The organism is Bradyrhizobium sp. KZN70725, assembly GCF_055264925.1.
In genome coordinates this window covers 139955-159220 of sequence record NZ_JBUYWT010000015.1, presented here as the reverse complement: position 1 = coordinate 159220, position 19266 = coordinate 139955, and the positions used below count along the sequence as shown (strand labels likewise).

Below are 19266 nucleotides of genomic sequence, written 5' to 3'. Positions count from 1 at the left end.
GTGATCAAGTGCGGCCGCCAAAGAGGCCCAACAACAAACGACGAACGGTCAATCGCCATGAGCAACATCAACCCCGATCCGTTCACAACCCGGCCCGAGATCGAAGGCACCTTCGGCGTCGTCACCTCGACGCACTGGATCGCCACCGCGGTCGGCATGGCAACGCTGGAGAAAGGCGGCAACGCCTTTGACGCCGGAGTAGCCACCGCCTTCACGCTACAGGTGGTCGAGCCGCACCTGAACGGACCCGGCGGCGACGTGCCGATCATCGTGCACGACGTCAAGCGCGGCAAGAGCGAGGTGATCTGCGGCCAGGGCCCGGCGCCGGCGAAGGCAACCATCGCGCATTATCGCAGCGAGGGTCTCGAGATGGTGCCCGGCACCGGCCTGCTTGCGGCCTGCGTGCCCGGCACATTCGAATCCTGGATGCTGCTGCTGCGCGACTACGGCACCATGAAGCTGCGCGACGTGCTGGAGCCCGCTATCGCCTACGCGCGCGACGGCTACCCGCTGGTCGAGCGTGCATCGGCCACCATCAAGACCGTCGAACAACTGTTCCGGAAATACTGGACCACATCGGCCGACGTCTATTTGCCTGGTGGCGAGGTGCCGAAGCCCGGCACCATCTTCACCAACAGGAAGCTCGCGGAAACTTACACACGCATCCTGACCGAGGCGGAGAGCGCAGGCCACGACCGCGTGGCGCAGATCGAGCGCGCGCGGCAGGCCTGGTCGAAGGGCTTCGTCGCCGAGGCGATCGACAAGTTCTGCCGCACCCAGGAGGTGATGGACGTCTCCGGCTCGCCGCATCGCGGCGTGCTGTCGGCCGACGACATGGCGCGCTGGCAGCCAACCATCGAGGCGCCCCTCACCTACGACTACGGCCGCTACACCGTGCAGAAGGCCGGGGTCTGGAGCCAGGGTCCGGTGATGCTGCAGCAGCTCGCGCTGCTGAAGGGTTTCGAGCTCGACGGGCTCGATCCCGCAGGCCCCGACTTCATCCATCTGCAGATCGAAGCCGCCAAGCTCGCCTATGCCGATCGCGAGACGTTCTACGGCGATCCGAAATTCACCGAGATCCCGATCGAGACGCTGCTGTCCGATGCCTATAACAACGAACGGCGCAAGCTGATCTCAAAAGACAAGGCGTCGCTCGACTTCCGCCCCGGCTCGGTCGAGGGCTTCGGCGGCGTCGTGAAGTTGCGACACGCAGAAGGGCATCGCGAAGCGGTCGGCGCCATGGGCGCGGGCGAGCCGACCGTCGGCCGGTTCGGCGAAGTGCGCGGCGATACCGTGCATTTCGACATCATCGACACGGCCGGCAACATGATCTCGGCGACGCCGTCCGGCGGCTGGCTGCAGTCCTCGCCGGTGATTCCCGAGATCGGCTTCTGCCTCGGCAGCCGCGCCCAGATGTTCTGGCTCGAGGAGAACCACCCTGCTTCGCTCGCGCCGGGCAAGCGGCCGCGCACCACACTCTCGCCGACCATGGCGCTGCGCGACGGCGAACCGTATCTCTCCTGGGGCTCGCCGGGCGGCGATCAGCAGGACCAGTGGATCACGCAGTTCTTCCTGCGCCATGTCCACGCCAGGCTCAATCTGCAGGAGGCGATCGACGCGCCGGCCTGGCACTCCGAGCATTTCCCGATCTCGTTCTGGCCGCGCACCTCGCGGCCCGGCGTCCTGGTGCTGGAAAACCGCGTGCCGAAATCGACCATCGACGAATTGAAACGCCGCGGCCATGTGGTCGAGATTGGTCCCGATTGGTCGGAAGGCCGCCTCACCGCGGCCTCGAAGGTCGGTGCCCGCCGCCGCGCCGCCGCCAATCCGCGCGGTATGCAGGGTTACGCCGCAGGCCGCTAGACACGAAGGTTTGAGATGACCTGGTCGATCATCGCCCGTGACAGCGCCACTGGCCAGCTCGGCATCGCCGTCGCGACGCGGTTCTTCGCGGTCGGCGCGCTGGTGCCGCACATCGCACCCGCAATCGGCGCGGTGGCGACGCAGGCGCTGGTCAATCCTTATTACGGCATCGACGGCCTCGCGCTGTTACGCAGCGGCGACAGCCCGCATGAGGTGATCGCGGCGCTGATTGCGCCCGACAGCGGCCGCGAAAGCCGGCAGCTCCATGTCATGGACGTCAGGGGCCGCATCGCGGCGCATTCCGGCAAGGACTGCATCGACTGGTTCGGCCATATCGCCGGCGACGGGTTTTCGATCGCCGGCAACATGCTGGCCGGCCCCGCGGTGCTCGACGAGACCGCGCGCGTTTATGTCGAGAACGAGAAGCTGCCGTTCGCGGAGCGGCTGATCAAGGCGATGTTCGCCGGCGAAGCGGCCGGCGGGGACAAGCGCGGCAAGCAATCGGCGGCTCTTCTGATCCACGGCGCGGAGGAATGGCCATTGCTCGACCTGCGCGTCGACGACCACGCCGATCCCCTGCGCGAGCTTGAGCGGCTGGAGGCCGTCAGCCGAGAGCACTGGGTGCCATTCCGGAGCTTCATGCCGACCCGCGACAACCCGGCCGGAACCAGCGATCGCGCCACCATCGACGCCGGCATCGCGGCGGCAACCACGAGCCGTAAATGACAGCAGGCCCGCTGATCGAGATCGAAGGCCTGCGCGTCACCTTCCAGGGCGATGACGGCCGCACCACGCATGCCGTCGACAGCGTCGATCTCTCCGTCGCCAGGGGCGCCACGCTCGGCCTGGTCGGCGAGTCCGGCTGCGGCAAGAGCGTGACCTCGCTCGCGATCATGGGGCTGTTGCCGAAGCAATCCGCCGCGGTGTCCGGCGCGATCCGCTTCGACGGCTTCGACCTGCTCGAGGTGCCGGACGAGACGTTGCGCGACCTGCGCGGCGATCGCCTCGCGATGATCTTCCAGGAGCCGATGACCTCGCTCAATCCGAGCTTTACCATCGGCGACCAGATTACGGAGACGATTCTGCGCCATCGCGGCGGCTCCCGCCGCGCGGCGCGCGAACGCACCATCGAGCTGCTGCGCCGCGTGCATATTCCCTCGCCCGAGAAACGCATCGACGAGTTTCCGCACAAGCTGTCCGGCGGCATGCGCCAGCGCGTGATGATCGCGATGGCGCTGGCCTGCGATCCGCAGCTTCTGATCGCCGACGAGCCGACCACCGCGCTCGACGTCACCTTGCAGGCGCAGATCCTCGATCTGATGCGGGAGCTGAAGGCTGCGAGCGGCGCCGCGATCATCCTGATCACCCACGATCTCGGCGTCGTCGCCGAAGTCTGCGACGAGGTCGCGGTGATGTATGCGGGCGAAATCGTCGAGCGCGCGCCGGTCGACGAGCTGTTCGCCAATCCGCAGCATCCCTATACGGTCGGCCTGCTCGGCTCGATCCCGCGGCTCGATCGCCGCACCAGCCATCTCGCCACCATCGTGGGCATGGTGCCGAACATGGCGAACCCGCCCGCCGGCTGCCGCTTCGCCGCGCGCTGCCCGTTCGTGGAACTTGCCTGCACCCAATCGCCGCCGCCGCTCGCGATGCTGAGCCCAACCCACGCCTCGCGCTGCCTCCGCGCGCCGCTGGAGCGGCTGGTGTCATGACGGCGCTGCTCGAGGTCGAAGGGCTGGTGAAGCATTTCGTCGCCGAACGCTCGCTGTTCGGCCGGCCGACCGCCCATGTGAAGGCGGTCGACGGCGTCAGCTTCACGGTCGAGGCCGGCAAAACGCTGGCGCTGGTCGGCGAATCCGGCTGCGGCAAATCCACCGTCAGCCGGCTGGTGCTGCGGCTGATCGAGCCGGATGCCGGACGGATCCGCTTCGAGGGCCGCGACCTCGGCACGCTCAATGCCGAGCAGCTCCGCGCCTTCCGCCGCGACGCGCAGCTGATCTTCCAGGACCCCTACGCCTCGCTCAACCCGCGCATGACGGTGAGCCAGATCCTGACCGAGCCACTGGCGCTGCACAATCTCGTCCCGGCCGCGGACCGCCGCGCGCGGGTCGAGGACCTGCTGCGTCTGGTCGGGCTCGAGCCGCGCTTTGCGCGGCGCTATCCGCACGAATTCTCCGGCGGCCAGCGCCAGCGCATCGCGATTGCCCGCGCGCTCGCGGTCGAGCCGAAGCTGATCATCTGCGACGAGCCGGTGTCGGCGCTCGACGTCTCGATCCGCTCCCAGATCCTGAACTTGCTCCGCGACCTGCAGGACCGCCTGAAGCTTGCCTACATCTTCGTCTCGCACGATCTCGCCGTGGTGAAGCACATCGCCGACCGCGTCGCGGTGATGAATCTCGGCACCATCGTCGAGACGGCGGATGCCCAAGCGCTGTTCGCCGCGCCGCGCCATCCCTATAGCCGCGCGCTGCTGTCGGCGATCCCGGTGCCGAAGCCGCGTGCGAAGCGCAGCCGCATCGTGCTGGAGGGCGAACTGCCGAGCGCGCTCAATCCGCCCTCCGGCTGCCGCTTCCATACCCGCTGTCCCTATGTGATCGCGCGCTGCCGCAGCGAGGTTCCGCAATTGCGCGAAGATGGCACCGGTTATGCATCGGCCTGTCACCGGACGGGCGAGCTGCCCGACGCGGAGGCGATCGTGCCCTCCGATGGCGGGTTCTCGCCGACACTGGAAAAGCTGGTGGCGGCGTTCAATGCGGCGGAAGCCTCGGCGCAGCCCGGGGTTATTTCACAGGGAACAGAGGCGTAGGGAATAAGGGGTTGGCGATGAGATTTTGGCGCTTGGCGGTCCTGATGGCGGCCCTCGTGACATGGTGCGGAACGAGCGCGCGTGCCGAGACGACACTTCGCATCGGGCTCGCCGAGGACCCCGACATCCTCGATCCTTCAATCGGACGCACCTATGTCGGCCGCATCGTCTTTTCAGCCTTCTGCGACAAGCTGTTTGACATTGACGAGAAGCTGAACATCGTTCCGCAGCTCGCGCTGTCCTACGAGAACTCGGCCGACGGCAAGGAGATGACGATCAAGCTCCGGCCGGGCGTCAAGTTCCACGACGGTGAGCCGTTCGACGCCGAAGCCGCCAAATTCTCGCTGGAGCGCCATCTGACGCTGCCGACCTCGTTTCGCAAACCGGAATTGGCTGCGCTCGACCACGTCGACGTCGTTGATCCCCTGACCATCAAGCTGGTGCTCAAGACGCCCTACTCGCCGCTGATCGCCCAGTTGACCGACCGCGCCGGCATGATGGTTTCGCCGAAGGCGGTGAAGGAAGCGGGCGACAAATTCGGGCTGCATCCAGTCTGCGCCGGACCCTACAAGTTCGTCGAACGCGTGCAGCAGGACCGCATGGTGTTCGAGAAATTCGGGGATTACTGGAACAAGGACAACGTCTTCATCGATCGCATCGTGTTCCTTCCTATCGTCGATGCCACGGTGCGGCTCGCCAATCTGAAATCCGGCGGGCTCGATCTGATCGAGCGCGTGCTCGCCACCGATATCAAGGACGTCCGAAGTGACAAGCGGCTCGTGCTGTCGACCGCACCTGAACTCGGCTATCTCGGCCTCACCATCAACATCGGCAATGACAAGAGCAAGGGGCCGCTCAGCCAGTCGGAAAAGGTGCGCCAGGCGCTCGATCTGTCGATTGACCGCGAGGCGCTCAACCAGGTCGTCTTCAACGGCGAGTTCACGCCGGGCAATCAGTGGGTCAGCCCGACGCACCCTTACTATCAGAAAGCGTTTCCGGTTCGGGGCCGCGACATTGCCAGGGCCAAGGCGCTGCTGAAGGAGGCCGGTGTCACGCTGCCCGTCGCCATCGACTACATGGTCCCCAAAGGCGCCGAGAACGAAGCCGTAGCCCAGGTCGTGCAGTCGATGGCGGCCGAAGCAGGCTTTGACATCAAGATCCGCGTGGTCGAATTTGCGACGACTTTCAAGCAGGCCCAGGCCGGCGAATTTCAGGTGTTTCAGATCAACTGGAGCGGCCGGATCGATCCCGACGGCAATTCCTATGTCTTCCTGCACACCAAGGCGCCGCAGAACGATGGCGGCTATTCTAACGCGGAAGCCGACAAGCTGATGGAAGATGCACGGCTGATCAACGATCCCGCCCAGCGCAAGGCAATCTACGAGAAGATGACCAGGATCGTGCTCAATGACGAGCCGATCATCTATCTCTATCACCGCACACTCCTGATCGCGCATTCCACAAAAGTCGCGGGTTACCGGCAGATGCCGGACGGATTGGTGCGCGTGGTCGGGCTGAAATTGAAATGATCGCCACAGCGCAGGACACGCGGGGCCGACAATGCTGAACTTCCTCGCCAAGCGGCTGGTTCAGCTGGTCCCGACGCTGTTCTTCGTCTCGCTCCTGATCTTCTCGCTGCAACATTTGCTGCCCGGCGATCCGGCACTCGTCATGGCCGGCGAGGAGCGCGATCCGGCCGTCATCGAACAGATCCGCCAGCAATACCATTTGGATCAACCGATCCCGGTGCAATACGCCTATTGGGTCAAGGGCGTGCTCACGGGCGACCTCGGCGAGTCACTGCGCAACAAGATGCCGGTGTCGAGCCTGATCGCGCAGAAGCTGCCGGTTACGATGCAAATCGCCGGCATGGCGATCGTGGTCGCCTTCCTGATCGGCATTCCCGCCGGCATCATCTCGGCGGTGAAAATCGGCACGGCGTGGGACTATGGCGCCAATTTGTTCGCGCTGTGGGGTATCTCGACGCCGAATTTCTGGCTCGGCATCATGCTGATCTTCCTGTTCTCCGTCGAACTTGGCTGGCTGCCGGCCTCCGGCTACGTGCCGCTCAGCGAAAACTGGCGCGCGAGCCTCGCCGCATCGGTCATGCCGGCCTTCGTGCTCGGCAATGCGATCGCGGCGATCCTGATGCGGCATACGCGAAGCGCGATGCTGCAGGTGCTGGAGAGCGACTATGTCCGCACCGCGCGCGCCAAGGGCCTGTCCGAGCGCACCGTGATCCTCAAGCATGCGATGCGCAACGCGCTGACGCCGATCATCACGCTCGGCGCGCTCGAGCTCGGCACGCTGCTGTCGGGCGCGGTGCTCACCGAGCAGATCTTCTCGATCCCGGGCTTCGGCAAGCTGATCGTCGATGCCGTGTTCAACCGCGACTATGCGGTCGTGCAGGGCGTGGTGCTGACAACGGCGACGATCTACATCACGCTCAATCTGATCGCCGACATCGCCTACATTCTCGTCAACCCGCGGCTGAGGGGCTGATCGGATGACCGACGCTGCACTCAGCCCCCTCGCTCCGCTTGCCGCCGCCGAAACGCTCGAGAGCCCGGCGCGGCGCGCCTGGCGGCGGCTGATCCGGCGCAAGGGTGCCGTGCTCGGGCTCACCGTGATCGCGCTCTTCATCCTGCTCGCCGTGTTCGCGCCGTTGATCGTGCCCTATGATCCGGTCGCGACGAGCTGGTCGCTGGTACGCAAGGCGCCGTCGGCGCAGCACTGGTTCGGCACCGACGAGCTCGGCCGCGACGTGTTCGCCCGCGTCGTGTTCGGCGCCCGCGCCTCGCTGCTTGCCGGCGTCATCTCGGTCGGCATCGCGCTTGCGGTCGGCGTGCCGCTCGGCCTCTTCGCCGGCTATCGCGGCGGCTTCATCGACGCGCTGATCAGCCGCATCACCGATGCCATGCTGGCCTGCCCGTTCCTGATCCTGGCGATCGCGCTCGCAGCGTTCCTCGGCCCGAGTCTTAGCAATGCCATGATCGCGATCGGCGTCTCGGCGACCCCGATCTTCATCCGCCTGACCCGCGGCCAGGTGATGAGCGTCAAGGTCGAGGATTATGTCGAGGCGGCGCGCGCGATGGGCAATCCGCGCTGGCGCATCGCGCTGGTCCACATCCTGCCCAACATCCTGCCGGCGCTGCTGGTGCAGGCGACGCTGTCGATCGCGGCCGCGATCATCGCCGAGGCCGCGCTGTCGTTCCTCGGCCTCGGCCAGCAGCCGCCGGCGCCGTCCTGGGGCAGCATGCTCAACGCCGCGCAACGCTTCCTGACCAGCGCGCCATGGATGGCAGTCTGGCCTGGTCTTGCGATCTTCCTGGTCGTGTTGTCGTTCAATCTGGTCGGCGACGGCCTGCGCGACGCGCTCGATCCGAAGGCGCGGTAGTGGATTCGTGCCACAGCGAGCGCCTATGCTCTTTCCGTCACCCCCGCGCAACGGCTTCGCCATTGTCGCTGGAGGAGCGCGCATCTTGCGCGCGTCGCGAAGGGTCGACGGCCACCGACCGGGCCGTTCATCCTTCGAGACGCGCCACGCGCTCCTCAGGATGACGGGACACCAAGTTCTCGTCATTGCGAGCGAAGCGAAGCAATCCACCATCACCGCGCATGCGGAGCTATGGATTGCTTCGTCGCTTCGCTCCTCGCAATGACGGCGGAAGCTAAATCACCACTTCCCTGAGCACCCTGCGGCAATCCATCTCGTATTCGAGATCGACCACCGGCGGGCGGCAGAAGTGCCAGGTCAGGCCGGAGCGGGTGGCGCCGCGGCGGACCAGCTCGTCGACGAGCACCGGATGGATGTCGTGCACGGTGTAGGCCTGCACCGCCGTCGTCTCCTGCCAGCCGAAGCTGAACTCGGCGAGACGGCGTTCCATCTCGCCGGCGGTGAAGCGGACCTTCTCCCGCCACGCGCCGGGACTGAGATCGCGATAGCAGACGATGCGGTCGGGATAGCTCGCGGTGCCGCCGCGCGCCTCCGCACCGCCGGCGATCACGAAGGATGGCGACGTCGTCGTGCTCGGCCGCGTGAACGAGAACGCATGGAACGACGGCTCGGCCGGCGGATCGATCTCGGGACAGACGTTGCTGCGCGCCACCGGATTTATGGTGCCGTCGAACAGGCCCCATTCGGCGAGCGTCTTGACGTAGTGCTGGTTGAAGGCGCGGAAGCCGTCCTCGGTGAAGGCGGCCGGCGAACGCAATTCGCAGGCGCAGATCGCGGTCAGCGGCCGGCCGGCGTCGCGGATGTAGGCCGCGATCCGCGCAAAACCTTCCGCGAGCGGCAGCAGGCGATCGAAGCGCACCCGTTCGATCTCATAGCCCGCGTTCGCCTGCACGCCGCTTGAATATTGGAACACGGCCGGAATGAACCGGTAATTGCCCGCCGCAAACTCGCTCGCCATGCCTGTTTCCTCCGGATTTCCTTGAGGCGAGTATTTTCTGCCCGCCGTCGGCAAAGGCTATCACGAGACAAAGAAAAGGCGGCAGTGGCTTTTGCCAGTGCCGCCTTCCCTGCGAGCATGGGCTTGGAGGGCTCAGGTCGGTTTCAGCGCGCCGCCGCGACGGTCGAGCTCGTAGTCGGCGATCTGCTTGGCGCGATCGGAATGGGCCGCGGCCTGGTGGTCGGTCGCAATCACCGTGTAGACCATCGGCAGCACGAACAGCGTGAACAGCGTGCCGATCGTCATACCGGCGACGACCACGAGCCCGATCGAGAAGCGGCTGGCAGCGCCGGCGCCCGAGGCCGTGAGCAGCGGCAGCAGGCCGGTGACCATGGCCGCCGTCGTCATCAGGATCGGACGCAGGCGGATCCGGGCGGCCATCTCGATCGCCGCGCGGCGGTCCAGTCCCTCGTTGAGCTGCAACTCGTTGGCGAACTCCACCATCAGGATGCCGTGCTTGGTGATCAGTCCGACCAGCGTCAGCAGGCCCACCTGGGTGTAGATGTTCATGGTGGCGACGCCGAAGAACAGCGGGATCAAGGCGCCGACGATCGCCATCGGCACGGAGATCATGATCACGAACGGATCGCGCAGGCTCTCGAACTGCGCCGCCAGCACCAGGAAGATGATGATGATGGCGAACGCGAAGGTGACCAGCAGCTGGTTGCCTTCGTGGACGTATTGCCGGGAGTCGGCCAGGAAGTCGTAGCTGAAGCCGGACGGCAGCTTCTTGGCTTCACCCTGCAGGAACTCGACCGCCTGGCCCATCGAGACGCCGGGCATCGGCACCGCCTGGAAGGTCGACGAGTTGAGCTGGTTGTAGTGGGTCAGCGCGTTCGGATCGACGCCGGTCTCGACCGAAACCACGGTGGACAGCCGCACCAGCTGCCCGGTCGCGGTCGGGACGTAGTAATCGTTGAACGCCTCAGGCGCGAGCCGGCTGGCGCGCGGCACCTGCGGAATCACCTGGTAGGAGCGTCCTTCCAGATTGAAGCGGTTGACATAGTTGCCGCCCAGCAGCGTCGCCAGGGCGCCGCCGATCGACTGCATGGTGATGCCGAGGTCGCTCGCCTTCGAGCGGTCGACCTTCACCCGGACCACCGGCTGGTTGAAGTCAAGGTCGCTGTCGGTGACGATGAACAGGCCGCTCTTACGCGCCGCATCCTTCAGCTTGCTCATCTGGTCGAACACCTGCTGGAATCCGGCCGTCGAAGAGATCACCATCTGTACCGGCAGACCGCCGGGGCCGCCGGGCAGCGGCGGCAGGCTGAACGCGAACGCGCTGATGCCCTCGATCTTGGACAGCTCGGCCTGAACCAGCGGCTGCAGCGCCTGCGCGCTGCGCTTGCGCTCATCCCACGGCTTGAGCAGCATGCCCGCGAAGCCGCCCTGCGGACCGGTGATGCCGTTCAGGATGAACCGCAGGTCGGTCTCGGGAAACTTCTGGAACTCCTTGTCCATCTTGTCGCCGTAGAAATCGATGTAGTCGATGTTGGCGTATTTCGGCGCCTTGGTCACCGCGAACACGATGCCCTGGTCCTCCTGCGGCGCCAGCTCCTTCTGGATGTGCATATAGAGGAAGCCGACCAGACCGAGGATGGTCACAGCGAACAGCGCCGTAATCGGGCGGTAGTCGAGCGAACGGTCGAGCTGACGGCCATAGGCCCGCGTCAACGCGCCGAACACGCGATTGACCACCTTGGCGAAACGCCCCTCCTCCGCGCTCTTGAGGAACACCGAGCACATCATCGGCGACAGCGTCAGCGCGATCACGCCCGACACGATCACCGAGCCCGCCAGCGTGAAGGCGAATTCGCGGAACAGCGTGCCGGTCACGCCGCCGAGGAAGCCGATCGGCGCGTACACCGCCGCCAGCGTGATCGTCATGGAGACGACGGGACCGACGATCTCCCGGGCACCCTTTAGCGATGCCTGCACCGGTGGCAGGCCCTCCTCGAGATGTCGATGGATGTTCTCCACGACCACGATCGCGTCGTCGACCACGAGGCCGATCGCCAGCACCATCGCCAGCAGCGTCAGCAGGTTGAAGCTGAAGCCGGCGGCCAGCATCAGGATGCAGACGCCGATCAGCGACAGCGGGATGGTGACGACGGGAATGATCACCGACCGCAGCGAGGCCAGGAACAGGAAGATGACGACGACGACGATCAGGACCGCTTCAGTGAGCGTCTTCTCGACCTCATCGATCGACGATTGAATGAACTTCGTGGAATCGTAGGCCACCTTCATCTTCATCGACGGCGGCAGGTTGCGCTCGAGGTCGGGGAACAGCGCGCGCACGCCCTTCACCAGGGTCAGCGGGTTGCCCTGCGGCGTCGCCTTGATGCCGATGAAGATCGCATGCTCGCCGTTGAAGGCGACGCTGGCGTCCGTGCTTTGCGCGGCGAGCTCCACCGTCGCGATGTCCTCGATGCGCACGAAGCCGCCGTCCTTCGCCTTCACGATCATCCGCTTGAACTGATCGATGTTCTGAAGGTCGGTATTGGCCGAGACGTTGGAGACGATGAAGAAGCCCTTGGTCTGGCCGGCGGCCGCCTGGAAGTTGTTGGCGGCGATCGCGGCGGCGACGTCGTTGGGCGATACGCCGCGTCCGGCCATGCGGGTCGGATCGAGCCAGACGCGCATCGCGAAGGTCTGGCCGCCGAGGATGTCGGCCGAGGCGACGCCATCGACCGTCGAGAGCACCGGCTGCACGACGCGGGTCAGATAGTCGGAGATCGACGATCCGGTCAGCTCCTCGCTGGAGAAGCCGAGATACATCACGGCGATGGTGTCACCGGTCGCCTTGGTCACGACGGGATCGAAGGCTTCCTTCGGGATCAGGTATTTGACCGAGTTGACCTTGGCGAGCACCTCGGTGAGCGCCTGGTTCGGATCGTGATTGAGCTTGACGTAGACCTGAATCGTCGAGGTGCCGAGCACCGAGTTCGACGTCATGTAGTCGACGCCTTCGGCCGACGCGACGGCCTGCTCGATCGGCGTGGTGATGAAGCCGTTGATCAGCTCGGGCGACGCACCGGGATATGACGTGGTGATCGTCACGACGGTGTTCGAAAGATTCGGATATTGCCGGATCGGCAAAACCATCGCCGCGCGCAGGCCGATCAGCAGGATCAGCAGACTGACGACGACCGACAGCACCGGGCGCTTGATGAAAATATCAGTGAAGGCCATCGCCAACTCGATTCGTGTTCTGCCGGCTTGCGGCAAGATGTGGCGGAGGGCCGATGGCCCTCCGAGTTCGATGAATGAAGATCAGTAGCGCGGCGGTTCGGCCGGAACCGGCGGCGGCGGATCGGTCGAGATCGCAACCGGCATGCCCGACTGCAGCTTGATCTGGCCGACTGCGACGACCTTGTCCCCCGCCTTCAGACCCTTGAGGATCTCGACACGGCCCTCGACGCGGTTGCCGGTCTTCACGAAGGTGCGGTCCGCGGTCAGGGTGGTCTTGCCGTCGTCGCCCTTCTTCTCGGTGATCAGGAACACCGAGTCGCCGTACAGCGTGTAGTCGACCGCGGTTTCGGGAATGGTCACGACCGGCGGCTTCCCGGGCAGCACGATCGTGGTGGTCGCGAACATGCCGGGCTTGAGGATGCTGTCCGGATTCTGGATCGTGGCCTGCACCCGGATGTTGCGGGTGTCGGTCGCGATCTGCGGCTCGATGGTCGTGATCTTGCCCTCGAAGGTGCGGCCCGGATAGGCGTCGACCGAGACCCGTACGGCCTGGCCGACCTTGATCTGAGAGCTCTGCTTCTCGGTGACGGTCAGGTTGGCGTACAGCACCGACAGATCGGTCAGCGACACGATCTGCGTGCCGGCCGTCAGATACTGGCCGACTTCGACCTGGCGCACGCCGAGATCGCCTTCGAACGGTGCGCGCACCAGCTTCTGCGAGATCAGCGCTTCGGTCTTGGCAATGCCCGCCTTGGCCTGGTCGTAAGCCGCCTGCGCCGTATCGACGGTCGACTGCGGACCGAACTGGCGCGACGCGAGTTGCTTGGCGCGGTCTAGCTGCAGCTCGCCCACGGTCGCCTGCGCCTTGTAGTTGGCGAGGTCGCCCTGCTCCGGTGCGTCGAACAACTGCACCAGCGGCGTACCGGCCTTTACGTGGCTGCCGGCGGTGAACTGGATCTCGGTGATGCGGCCCGGCACGTCGGTCGTGACGTTGACCTGGTGCACGGCGACGAGATCGCCGACAGCGGTCAGCAGGTTCGGAATCACCTCAGTCTTCGCCTCGACGGCCGACACGTTCGCCGGCGGCGGCTTATTGTTGGCAAAGAACTGCGCGATCATGTGGCTGCGGAAGGCGTTGAAGCCGACCAGCGCACCGACGAGCAGGGCCAGCAACAGGCCTACGATGATGAACCAGCGCACCATGCGGACGGGACGCTTGGCTTGCTTCTCCTTGATCGGTTGCCCCGAGATGTGGCTTTCGGTCTGAATATTCATGTCATGCACTTTCTGCAGTTACCGACGGTCCTGCGATCGGCGACGGCTGGCGGCCCAAATGAGTTGAAATTGCGGCTTCGGTAAGTCCGATGCCGCGAAGGATGAATTGGCAAAGCTGCCGCTCGGCCGCAGCGGCATCGCCGTAGGGGAGACATGGTGTCGCAGGCAGCTGGGTCAGCGCACCCATCAGCACGGTATGGTGCGCAAACCAGAATAGGTTGAGCGGCTCGTCGCCGATCTTCGTGGCCTCGCCGGCGGCGATCGCCCGCTCGAGCGAGGCGGCGAAGGTCGGGCCGATCAGCTTGCCGACCTTGTCGTAGAGCAGGCGCGCAAACTCGCCGTCGTCGAGATGGCTCGTCACCATCAGCCGCATCCGCTGCGTCTCTTCCTGGTCCGGCGCATCACGCAACTGCATGAAGTGATCGACCATGCCTTGCACCAGCTCGACCAGGGTCGCGGTCGAGGGCTCCTGGCCGAGCAGATGCGCGAGATCGGGATCCGCCTCGCACTCCTCGGCAAGGATCTCGGCATAGAGCGCCGCCTTGGACGGGAAGTGCTTGAACAGCAGCCCTTCCGAAATGGCAGCCGCGGCCGCCACGCTCTTTGTCGTGGTGCCGGCAAAGCCGCTGCGGGCGAAACACCGCTTGGCGGCGCTCAGGATCAACTGACGCCGCAAGTCACTCGTCATGCGTAAGGTAGACATTTGGGTCGTGAGTAATCACTCACTTTACCAAAAGTCAAGGTTCTATTGCACCGCGAAAGCCACTTTAAATAGGAGTGTGGCCGATCGACCCTCTGATGCGGTTCACGAGGTAGGTGCCGTCGCGGCTGGACAGCACGCGCTCCAGATTGGCCCCGTCGATCTTCGCGCTGGCGAACCGCGGCCCCGCCGTAACGTATTGCAAAGACGAGGCAAAAGCCTCGACCTCAGCCATCGTGCTGATCGCCCGGCTATCCCCGATTCCGCAGGCTTTGGCAACACCCACGAGGTCGGCGGTTCCGCCGGTATGGCTGGCCTGGCCGCCGGTCTCGCCGTACGCCTCATTGTCCAGCACGATGATCGAGAGATTTTTCGGCTGCTGCAGGCCGACGGTGGCGAGGCTTCCCATCCCCATCAGCATCTCGCCGTCGCCGGTGATCACGACGACCGGCAGCGTCGGCTGGGCCAGCGCGAGGCCGAGCCCGATCATCACGGCGCCGCCCATGCCACCCCAGAGATAAAAGTTGCGGTCGTGGTCGCCGGCAGCGGCGATGTCATAGGTCGAGGCGCCGAGGCCGCCGACGGCGAACGCGCCCTTGCGATCTTTCAGCAGTTCGGAAACGACGGCACGGCGGTCGAGGAGATTGGCTTTGCTCATTTGGTGAAGACCTTTGCCCCGATCAGGCGCTGCGACAGCAGGACGGCGGTGGGCGTGCAGGCGTTAAAGGCCTGCGCTGCGCCGGCCTCGACGACTTCGCGGACTTCTTCAGGGTGCGAGGCGCGCAGCACCTTGATCCCGGACAGTTCGAGTATCCCTTGCGTGTTCGAGCCCATCGGCACCTGCCAGGGATTGAACTCGCCCCATTCGCCGCGCATCGTCACCAGCGTCAGGAACGGCAGGCGGAAGATCAGCACCAGCGACAGCATGTTGATGCAATTGCCGACCCCGCTCGACTGCATCAGCAGCACGCCGCGCTGGCCGCCGGCCCAGGCGCCCGCGAGCAGCGCCACGCCCTCTTCCTCGGTGGTCAGCGCGATGCCGCGCATCGAGGACGACCCCAGCACCCGCTCGATCAGCTCTGAATGGCCGGCGTCGGGCACGTAGGGCACCTGACGCACCTCGAAGCGCTGCAATATCGAGAAGATCTCCTCGGGCCAGGAGGCCGCAGTGTCGGCACGGGCATGCATTGGCGTTTCCGGTCTTGTTGTTTGGTCGCGACTGTAGAGGGGCGCGCGCGCTTCATCAAAGCGCAAAACCGCATATGGCTCTGCGATTTGCTCGCACCACGCGACGCCCCGGCGCGCTGTTCCCGGCCCCAGCAAATTGTGTTGCGCGGCCGCCGCCCGCGGCTTACGATAGTTGCAAATGAAACTAATTGGGTTGGATGCGCCATGAACGGACACGCGCGCGAGCTGGCTGACGGCTTCGACCTCGAGAAGCTGACGCCGGAGTTCTATGCCGACCCCTACCCGACCTATCGCGCGTTGCGCGAGAGCGCGCCGGTCAAGCGGCTGCCGAACGGCTGCTATTTTCTCACCCGCTACGACGACCTCATCGCCGCCTACAAGAACACCAAGGCATTCTCCTCCGACAAGAAGAAGGAGTTCTTGCCGAAATACGGCAACTCGCTGCTCTACGAGCATCACACGACCAGCCTCGTCTTCAACGATCCGCCGGCGCATACCCGCGTGCGGCGGCTGATCATGGGCGCATTGTCGCCGCGGGCGATCGCCGGCATGGAGCCTGACCTGATCGCGCTGGTCGACAGCCTGCTCGACCGGATCGAGACCCGCGACCGCTTCGAGCTGATCGGCGACTTCGCCTCGGCCATTCCGGTCGAGGTGATCGGCAATCTGCTCGACGTGCCGCACGACGAACGCGAGCCGCTGCGTGACTGGTCGCTGGCGATCCTGGGCGCGCTGGAGCCGGTGATCGGCAAGGAGGCGTTCGATCGCGGCAACAATGCGGTGAAGGATTTCCTCGCCTATCTCGAAACGCTGGTTGAACGCCGCCGCAAGAAGCCGGGCAACCCCGAACGCGACGTGCTGACAAGGCTGATCCAGGGTGAGGACAATGGCGAGCGGCTGACCGCGAAGGAATTGCTGCACAACTGCATCTTCCTGCTCAACGCCGGCCACGAAACCACGACCAATCTGATCGGCAACGGGCTGGTGACGCTCAGCCAAAATCCGGATCAGAAGCAACGGCTGATCGCGCAACCCGAGCTGATCAAGACCGCGGTCGAGGAGATGCTGCGCTACGAAAGCTCGAACCAGCTCGGCAACCGCATGATCGTGGAAGAGACCGAGCTCGGCGGCATCAAGCTGCCGGCGGGCACGCTGGTCACGCTCTGCATCGGCGCGGCCAACCGCGACCCCGCGCAATTCCCCAACCCCGAAGCTTTCGACGTCGCGCGCACGCCGAACCGCCACCTCGCCTTCGGCACCGGCGCGCATCAATGCGCCGGCATGGCGCTGGCGCGCCTCGAAGGCGCCATCGCGATCTCGCGGTTCCTCAAACGCTTGCCGAACTACGCGCTCGACGGCGCGCCGGTGCGCGGCGGGCGGGTGCGCTTCCGCGGCTTCCTCAGCGTGCCCTGCAGCATCAGCGCATAAGACGACACATTGTCGCCTGCGAATTTGGCTGGCGACACACTTGCCTGTGGAGGAACTGATGCCCAAATCAACTGCAGGCACGATTTGATGTAGTCTCTCGTACGCTGCAGCGGGAGTGACGCATGATGAATGCATCGGTCACTGATTTCCTCGCAACCGAAGCGCAGTTCGGCACCTACAACTATGAGCCGATCGGGGTCGTGCTGTCGCGCGGCGAAGGCGTCTGGGTCTGGGATACCGATGGCAACCGCTATCTCGACTGCCTCTCCGCCTATTCGGCGGTGAGCCAGGGCCACTGTCATCCGAAGATCCTCGCAGCCATGATCGAGCAGGCGCATCGGCTGACGCTGACCTCGCGCGCCTTCCACAACGACCAGCTTGCTCCCTTCTACCGCGAGCTCGCGGAGCTGACCGGCTCGCACAAGGTGCTGCCGATGAACAGCGGCGCCGAGGCGGTGGAGAGCGCGATCAAGTCGGTGCGCAAATGGGCCTATGAGGTCAAGGGCGTGCCGGACGGGCAGGCCGAGATCATCGTCTGCGCCAATAATTTCCACGGACGCACGCTCGGCATCGTCGGCTTCTCGACCGACCCCGGCTCGCGCGATCATTTCGGCCCGTTCGCGCCGGGCTTCAAGATCATCCCGTTCGGCGATGCCGCCGCGCTCGAGCAGGCGATCACGCCGAACACCGCGGCCTTCCTGGTCGAGCCGATCCAGGGCGAAGCCGGCGTCGTGATTCCTCCGCCAGGCTATTTCGCCCGCGTGCGCGAGCTGTGCACCACGCATAATGTGATGCTTGTGCTCGACGAGATTCAGACCGGGCTCGGCCGTACCGGCAAGCTGCTCGCCGAGCAGCACGAAGGGATCGAGGCCGACGTGACGCTGCTCGGCAAGGCGCTGTCGGGCGGCTTCTATCCGGTGTCGGCGGTGCTTTCCAACAACGCCGTGCTCGGCACGCTGCGGCCCGGCCAGCACGGCTCGACCTTCGGCGGCAATCCGCTGGCCTGCGCGGTGGCGCGGGCGGCGCTGCGCGTGCTGATCGACGAGGGAATGATCGAGAACGCCGCGCAACAGGGCGCCCGCTTTCTCGCCGGATTGCAGGACATCCGCGCCAACGTGATCCGCGAGGTGCGCGGGCGCGGGCTGATGTTGGCGATCGAGCTGCATCCCGAAGCCGGCGGCGCCCGTCGCTATTGCCTGGCGCTGCAGGCGCGCGGCATCCTCGCCAAGGACACCCATGAGCACACCATCCGGATCGCTCCGCCGCTGGTGATCACGGCCGATCAGGTCGACTGGGCGACGGAGCGGATCGCGGCGACCCTCACGCAGGACGTTTCCTGACGGTTCCCCTCGCCGGAAGACCGTAACGCCGGCCGTAGCCACAACGAACGAATCCGACGTCGGTGCGTTAAAGTACTGCGGGCGACTGTTGAACGGAGAGCTAAGCTCATGCTTTCCCGCAGCGCTTTGTTTGTTGTCTTTTCGATTGGCAGCTCGATGCTCGTGCCGCACGGCGGCGCGTCCGCCCAGCCACACGGAAAGGGCCCACCGGCGGCAAGGCCGGCTGCACCGGCCGCAATGGCGCGTCCCGCCGCGCCGATGGTACACGCCGCCCCTCCCGCAATGGCCAGGCCGCCCGCAATGGCGAGACCGCCTGCAATGGCTCGGCCACCCGCGATGGCACGGCCGGCAGCACCCGCGTTCCACGCCCCGCAGCGACCGGCGATGGCGCCGCGCCCGGCCCCGCATTTCGCCGCCCCGTCGGTGCGCCAGGCCCCCCATATCGCCGCGCCGCGTGTCGCAACGCCACGCCCCGAATTCCGTCGAGGAGCACCGCAGCGCCAGGCTCCGCATATCGCGGCGCCATCACGCCCGAGTCCACCTTCGCGCTTGAGCGAGCGGCCGTCGCCGACGGAGCGCGTTCAACAGCGCGCGCAGCAGCATCAGCAGATGATCCAGCAACGCCAGCAGGCGGCGCAGCAGCGGCAGCGTGACGCGCTCTCGCGCCAGACCACCGAGCGGCAGACCCGGATCGATCGCCTGCAGCAACGCGTGCAGCAATTGCAGTCGCAAAAGGTCCAAGGTGCACGCGCGCAACGCGTCCATGACCGTGCCCTGCAGGCGCAGAGCCGTCTGTTGCAGCGCGAGCAGCGTGCGCAGCAGGCCGACGTTGCCCGCCAGCAGAGATTGGCGCCGGCAGCAACGGTTGGAGCCGCGGTCGCGACCACAGCCGCGACGCAGGCGGCGCAGCGCGAGCGGTTTGCCGCGCACTTCCGCGAGCAGGCAGGCGCGCAAGGCCAGGCAGGGCTTGCGGCGCGCCAAGGCGGCTGGGCGCCCCGACATGCCTGGCGACGCGGC

The 19266-nt window shown here is 65.7% G+C and carries 16 protein-coding genes; 9 read left to right on the top strand and 7 right to left on the bottom strand.

Features of this window, described 5'->3' with window-relative positions; translation table 11 throughout:
- The first annotated feature begins 57 nt into the window (after nt 1-57).
- Genes ACZBJS_RS17230 through ACZBJS_RS17200 form a run of 7 tightly spaced genes read left to right on the top strand, consistent with a single transcriptional unit; the run spans nt 58 to nt 8066 of the window.
- The gene (locus tag ACZBJS_RS17230) at nt 58-1863 is read left to right on the top strand and encodes a gamma-glutamyltransferase family protein (RefSeq protein ID WP_456816640.1); all 1806 of its coding nucleotides are present in this window, start codon (nt 58-60) and stop codon (nt 1861-1863) included.
- Between the two features lie 15 nt (nt 1864-1878).
- On the top strand, nt 1879-2589 hold the full coding sequence (locus ACZBJS_RS17225; protein ID WP_141340832.1) for a DUF1028 domain-containing protein: 711 nt from the start codon (nt 1879-1881) through the stop codon (nt 2587-2589).
- Nucleotides 2586-3575, top strand: coding sequence for an ABC transporter ATP-binding protein (locus ACZBJS_RS17220; RefSeq protein WP_141340831.1), 990 nt, complete (start codon nt 2586-2588; stop codon nt 3573-3575). Before ACZBJS_RS17225 ends, ACZBJS_RS17220 begins: the two co-directional genes overlap by 4 nt.
- The gene (locus tag ACZBJS_RS17215; protein WP_141340830.1) at nt 3572-4669 is read left to right on the top strand and encodes an ABC transporter ATP-binding protein; all 1098 of its coding nucleotides are present in this window, start codon (nt 3572-3574) and stop codon (nt 4667-4669) included. The genes ACZBJS_RS17220 and ACZBJS_RS17215 overlap by 4 nt, the downstream gene beginning before the upstream one ends.
- Nucleotides 4670-4686: 17 nt before the next feature.
- Entirely contained in the window at nt 4687-6198 is a 1512-nt protein-coding gene (locus ACZBJS_RS17210) for an ABC transporter substrate-binding protein (RefSeq protein ID WP_456815836.1), read from the top strand.
- 31 nt (nt 6199-6229) lie between these two features.
- Entirely contained in the window at nt 6230-7171 is a 942-nt protein-coding gene (locus tag ACZBJS_RS17205) for an ABC transporter permease (RefSeq protein ID WP_016842919.1), read from the top strand.
- Nucleotides 7172-7175: 4 nt separating this feature from the next.
- Complete coding sequence (locus ACZBJS_RS17200) at nt 7176-8066, top strand: ABC transporter permease (protein ID WP_456814126.1); 891 nt, start codon at nt 7176-7178, stop codon at nt 8064-8066.
- A gap of 274 nt (nt 8067-8340) precedes the next feature.
- On the opposite strand, the gene cnbZ is transcribed toward ACZBJS_RS17200, so the two are convergent.
- From cnbZ to ACZBJS_RS17170, 6 genes are all read right to left on the bottom strand, one after another.
- A complete protein-coding gene (cnbZ, locus tag ACZBJS_RS17195) occupies nt 8341-9084 on the bottom strand; it encodes a 2-amino-5-chloromuconate deaminase CnbZ (RefSeq protein WP_456815835.1) in 744 nt (247 codons plus the stop codon).
- A 132-nt stretch (nt 9085-9216) separates the two neighbouring features.
- Nucleotides 9217-12318, bottom strand: a complete 3102-nt coding sequence (locus ACZBJS_RS17190) for a multidrug efflux RND transporter permease subunit (protein WP_057017603.1) — start codon at nt 12316-12318, stop codon at nt 9217-9219.
- Nucleotides 12319-12399: 81 nt separating this feature from the next.
- The gene (locus ACZBJS_RS17185; protein WP_076827115.1) at nt 12400-13593 is read right to left on the bottom strand and encodes an efflux RND transporter periplasmic adaptor subunit; all 1194 of its coding nucleotides are present in this window, start codon (nt 13591-13593) and stop codon (nt 12400-12402) included.
- Nucleotide 13594: 1 nt separating this feature from the next.
- Nucleotides 13595-14296, bottom strand: coding sequence for a TetR/AcrR family transcriptional regulator (locus tag ACZBJS_RS17180; RefSeq protein ID WP_076827113.1), 702 nt, complete (start codon nt 14294-14296; stop codon nt 13595-13597).
- 64 nt (nt 14297-14360) lie between these two features.
- Nucleotides 14361-14951 (bottom strand): thiamine pyrophosphate-dependent enzyme, encoded by a 591-nt coding sequence (locus ACZBJS_RS17175; protein ID WP_463438921.1) that lies wholly within the window; start codon nt 14949-14951, stop codon nt 14361-14363.
- Nucleotides 14948-15481 (bottom strand): phosphonopyruvate decarboxylase, encoded by a 534-nt coding sequence (locus tag ACZBJS_RS17170; RefSeq protein WP_463438920.1) that lies wholly within the window; start codon nt 15479-15481, stop codon nt 14948-14950. The genes ACZBJS_RS17175 and ACZBJS_RS17170 overlap by 4 nt, the downstream gene beginning before the upstream one ends.
- A gap of 204 nt (nt 15482-15685) precedes the next feature.
- On the opposite strand from ACZBJS_RS17170, the gene ACZBJS_RS17165 reads away from it, so the two are divergent.
- Together ACZBJS_RS17165 and rocD are read left to right on the top strand one after the other, a co-directional pair.
- Nucleotides 15686-16909 carry a cytochrome P450 gene (locus ACZBJS_RS17165; protein ID WP_253609676.1) on the top strand — a complete coding sequence of 408 codons (1224 nt, stop codon included), beginning with the start codon at nt 15686-15688 and terminating at the stop codon, nt 16907-16909.
- 125 nt (nt 16910-17034) lie between these two features.
- Nucleotides 17035-18249: an ornithine--oxo-acid transaminase gene (gene rocD / locus ACZBJS_RS17160; protein ID WP_168857811.1), complete on the top strand. Its 1215-nt coding sequence runs from the start codon at nt 17035-17037 to the stop codon at nt 18247-18249.
- A 525-nt stretch (nt 18250-18774) separates the two neighbouring features.
- Here rocD and ACZBJS_RS17155 read toward each other — a convergent pair.
- Nucleotides 18775-19230 carry a hypothetical protein gene (locus tag ACZBJS_RS17155; protein ID WP_233475670.1) on the bottom strand — a complete coding sequence of 152 codons (456 nt, stop codon included), beginning with the start codon at nt 19228-19230 and terminating at the stop codon, nt 18775-18777.
- Between the last annotated feature and the right edge of the window lie 36 nt (nt 19231-19266).

Excerpts from the sequence above, each read along its gene's own strand:
- ACZBJS_RS17180 (WP_076827113.1), bottom strand. The coding sequence starts at position 14,296 with ATGTCTACCTTACGCATGACGAGTGACTTGCGGCGTCAGTTGATCCTG.
- ACZBJS_RS17210 (WP_456815836.1), top strand. The coding sequence starts at position 4,687 with ATGAGATTTTGGCGCTTGGCGGTCCTGATGGCGGCCCTCGTGACATGG.
- ACZBJS_RS17225 (WP_141340832.1), top strand. The coding sequence starts at position 1,879 with ATGACCTGGTCGATCATCGCCCGTGACAGCGCCACTGGCCAGCTCGGC.
- ACZBJS_RS17230 (WP_456816640.1), top strand. The coding sequence starts at position 58 with ATGAGCAACATCAACCCCGATCCGTTCACAACCCGGCCCGAGATCGAA.
- ACZBJS_RS17200 (WP_456814126.1), top strand. The coding sequence starts at position 7,176 with ATGACCGACGCTGCACTCAGCCCCCTCGCTCCGCTTGCCGCCGCCGAA.
- ACZBJS_RS17170 (WP_463438920.1), bottom strand. The coding sequence starts at position 15,481 with ATGCATGCCCGTGCCGACACTGCGGCCTCCTGGCCCGAGGAGATCTTC.
- ACZBJS_RS17185 (WP_076827115.1), bottom strand. The coding sequence starts at position 13,593 with ATGAATATTCAGACCGAAAGCCACATCTCGGGGCAACCGATCAAGGAG.
- ACZBJS_RS17215 (WP_141340830.1), top strand. The coding sequence starts at position 3,572 with ATGACGGCGCTGCTCGAGGTCGAAGGGCTGGTGAAGCATTTCGTCGCC.
- ACZBJS_RS17175 (WP_463438921.1), bottom strand. The coding sequence starts at position 14,951 with ATGAGCAAAGCCAATCTCCTCGACCGCCGTGCCGTCGTTTCCGAACTG.
- ACZBJS_RS17220 (WP_141340831.1), top strand. The coding sequence starts at position 2,586 with ATGACAGCAGGCCCGCTGATCGAGATCGAAGGCCTGCGCGTCACCTTC.
- cnbZ (WP_456815835.1), bottom strand. The coding sequence starts at position 9,084 with ATGGCGAGCGAGTTTGCGGCGGGCAATTACCGGTTCATTCCGGCCGTG.
- ACZBJS_RS17205 (WP_016842919.1), top strand. The coding sequence starts at position 6,230 with ATGCTGAACTTCCTCGCCAAGCGGCTGGTTCAGCTGGTCCCGACGCTG.
- ACZBJS_RS17190 (WP_057017603.1), bottom strand. The coding sequence starts at position 12,318 with ATGGCCTTCACTGATATTTTCATCAAGCGCCCGGTGCTGTCGGTCGTC.
- ACZBJS_RS17165 (WP_253609676.1), top strand. The coding sequence starts at position 15,686 with ATGAACGGACACGCGCGCGAGCTGGCTGACGGCTTCGACCTCGAGAAG.
- rocD (WP_168857811.1), top strand. The coding sequence starts at position 17,035 with ATGAATGCATCGGTCACTGATTTCCTCGCAACCGAAGCGCAGTTCGGC.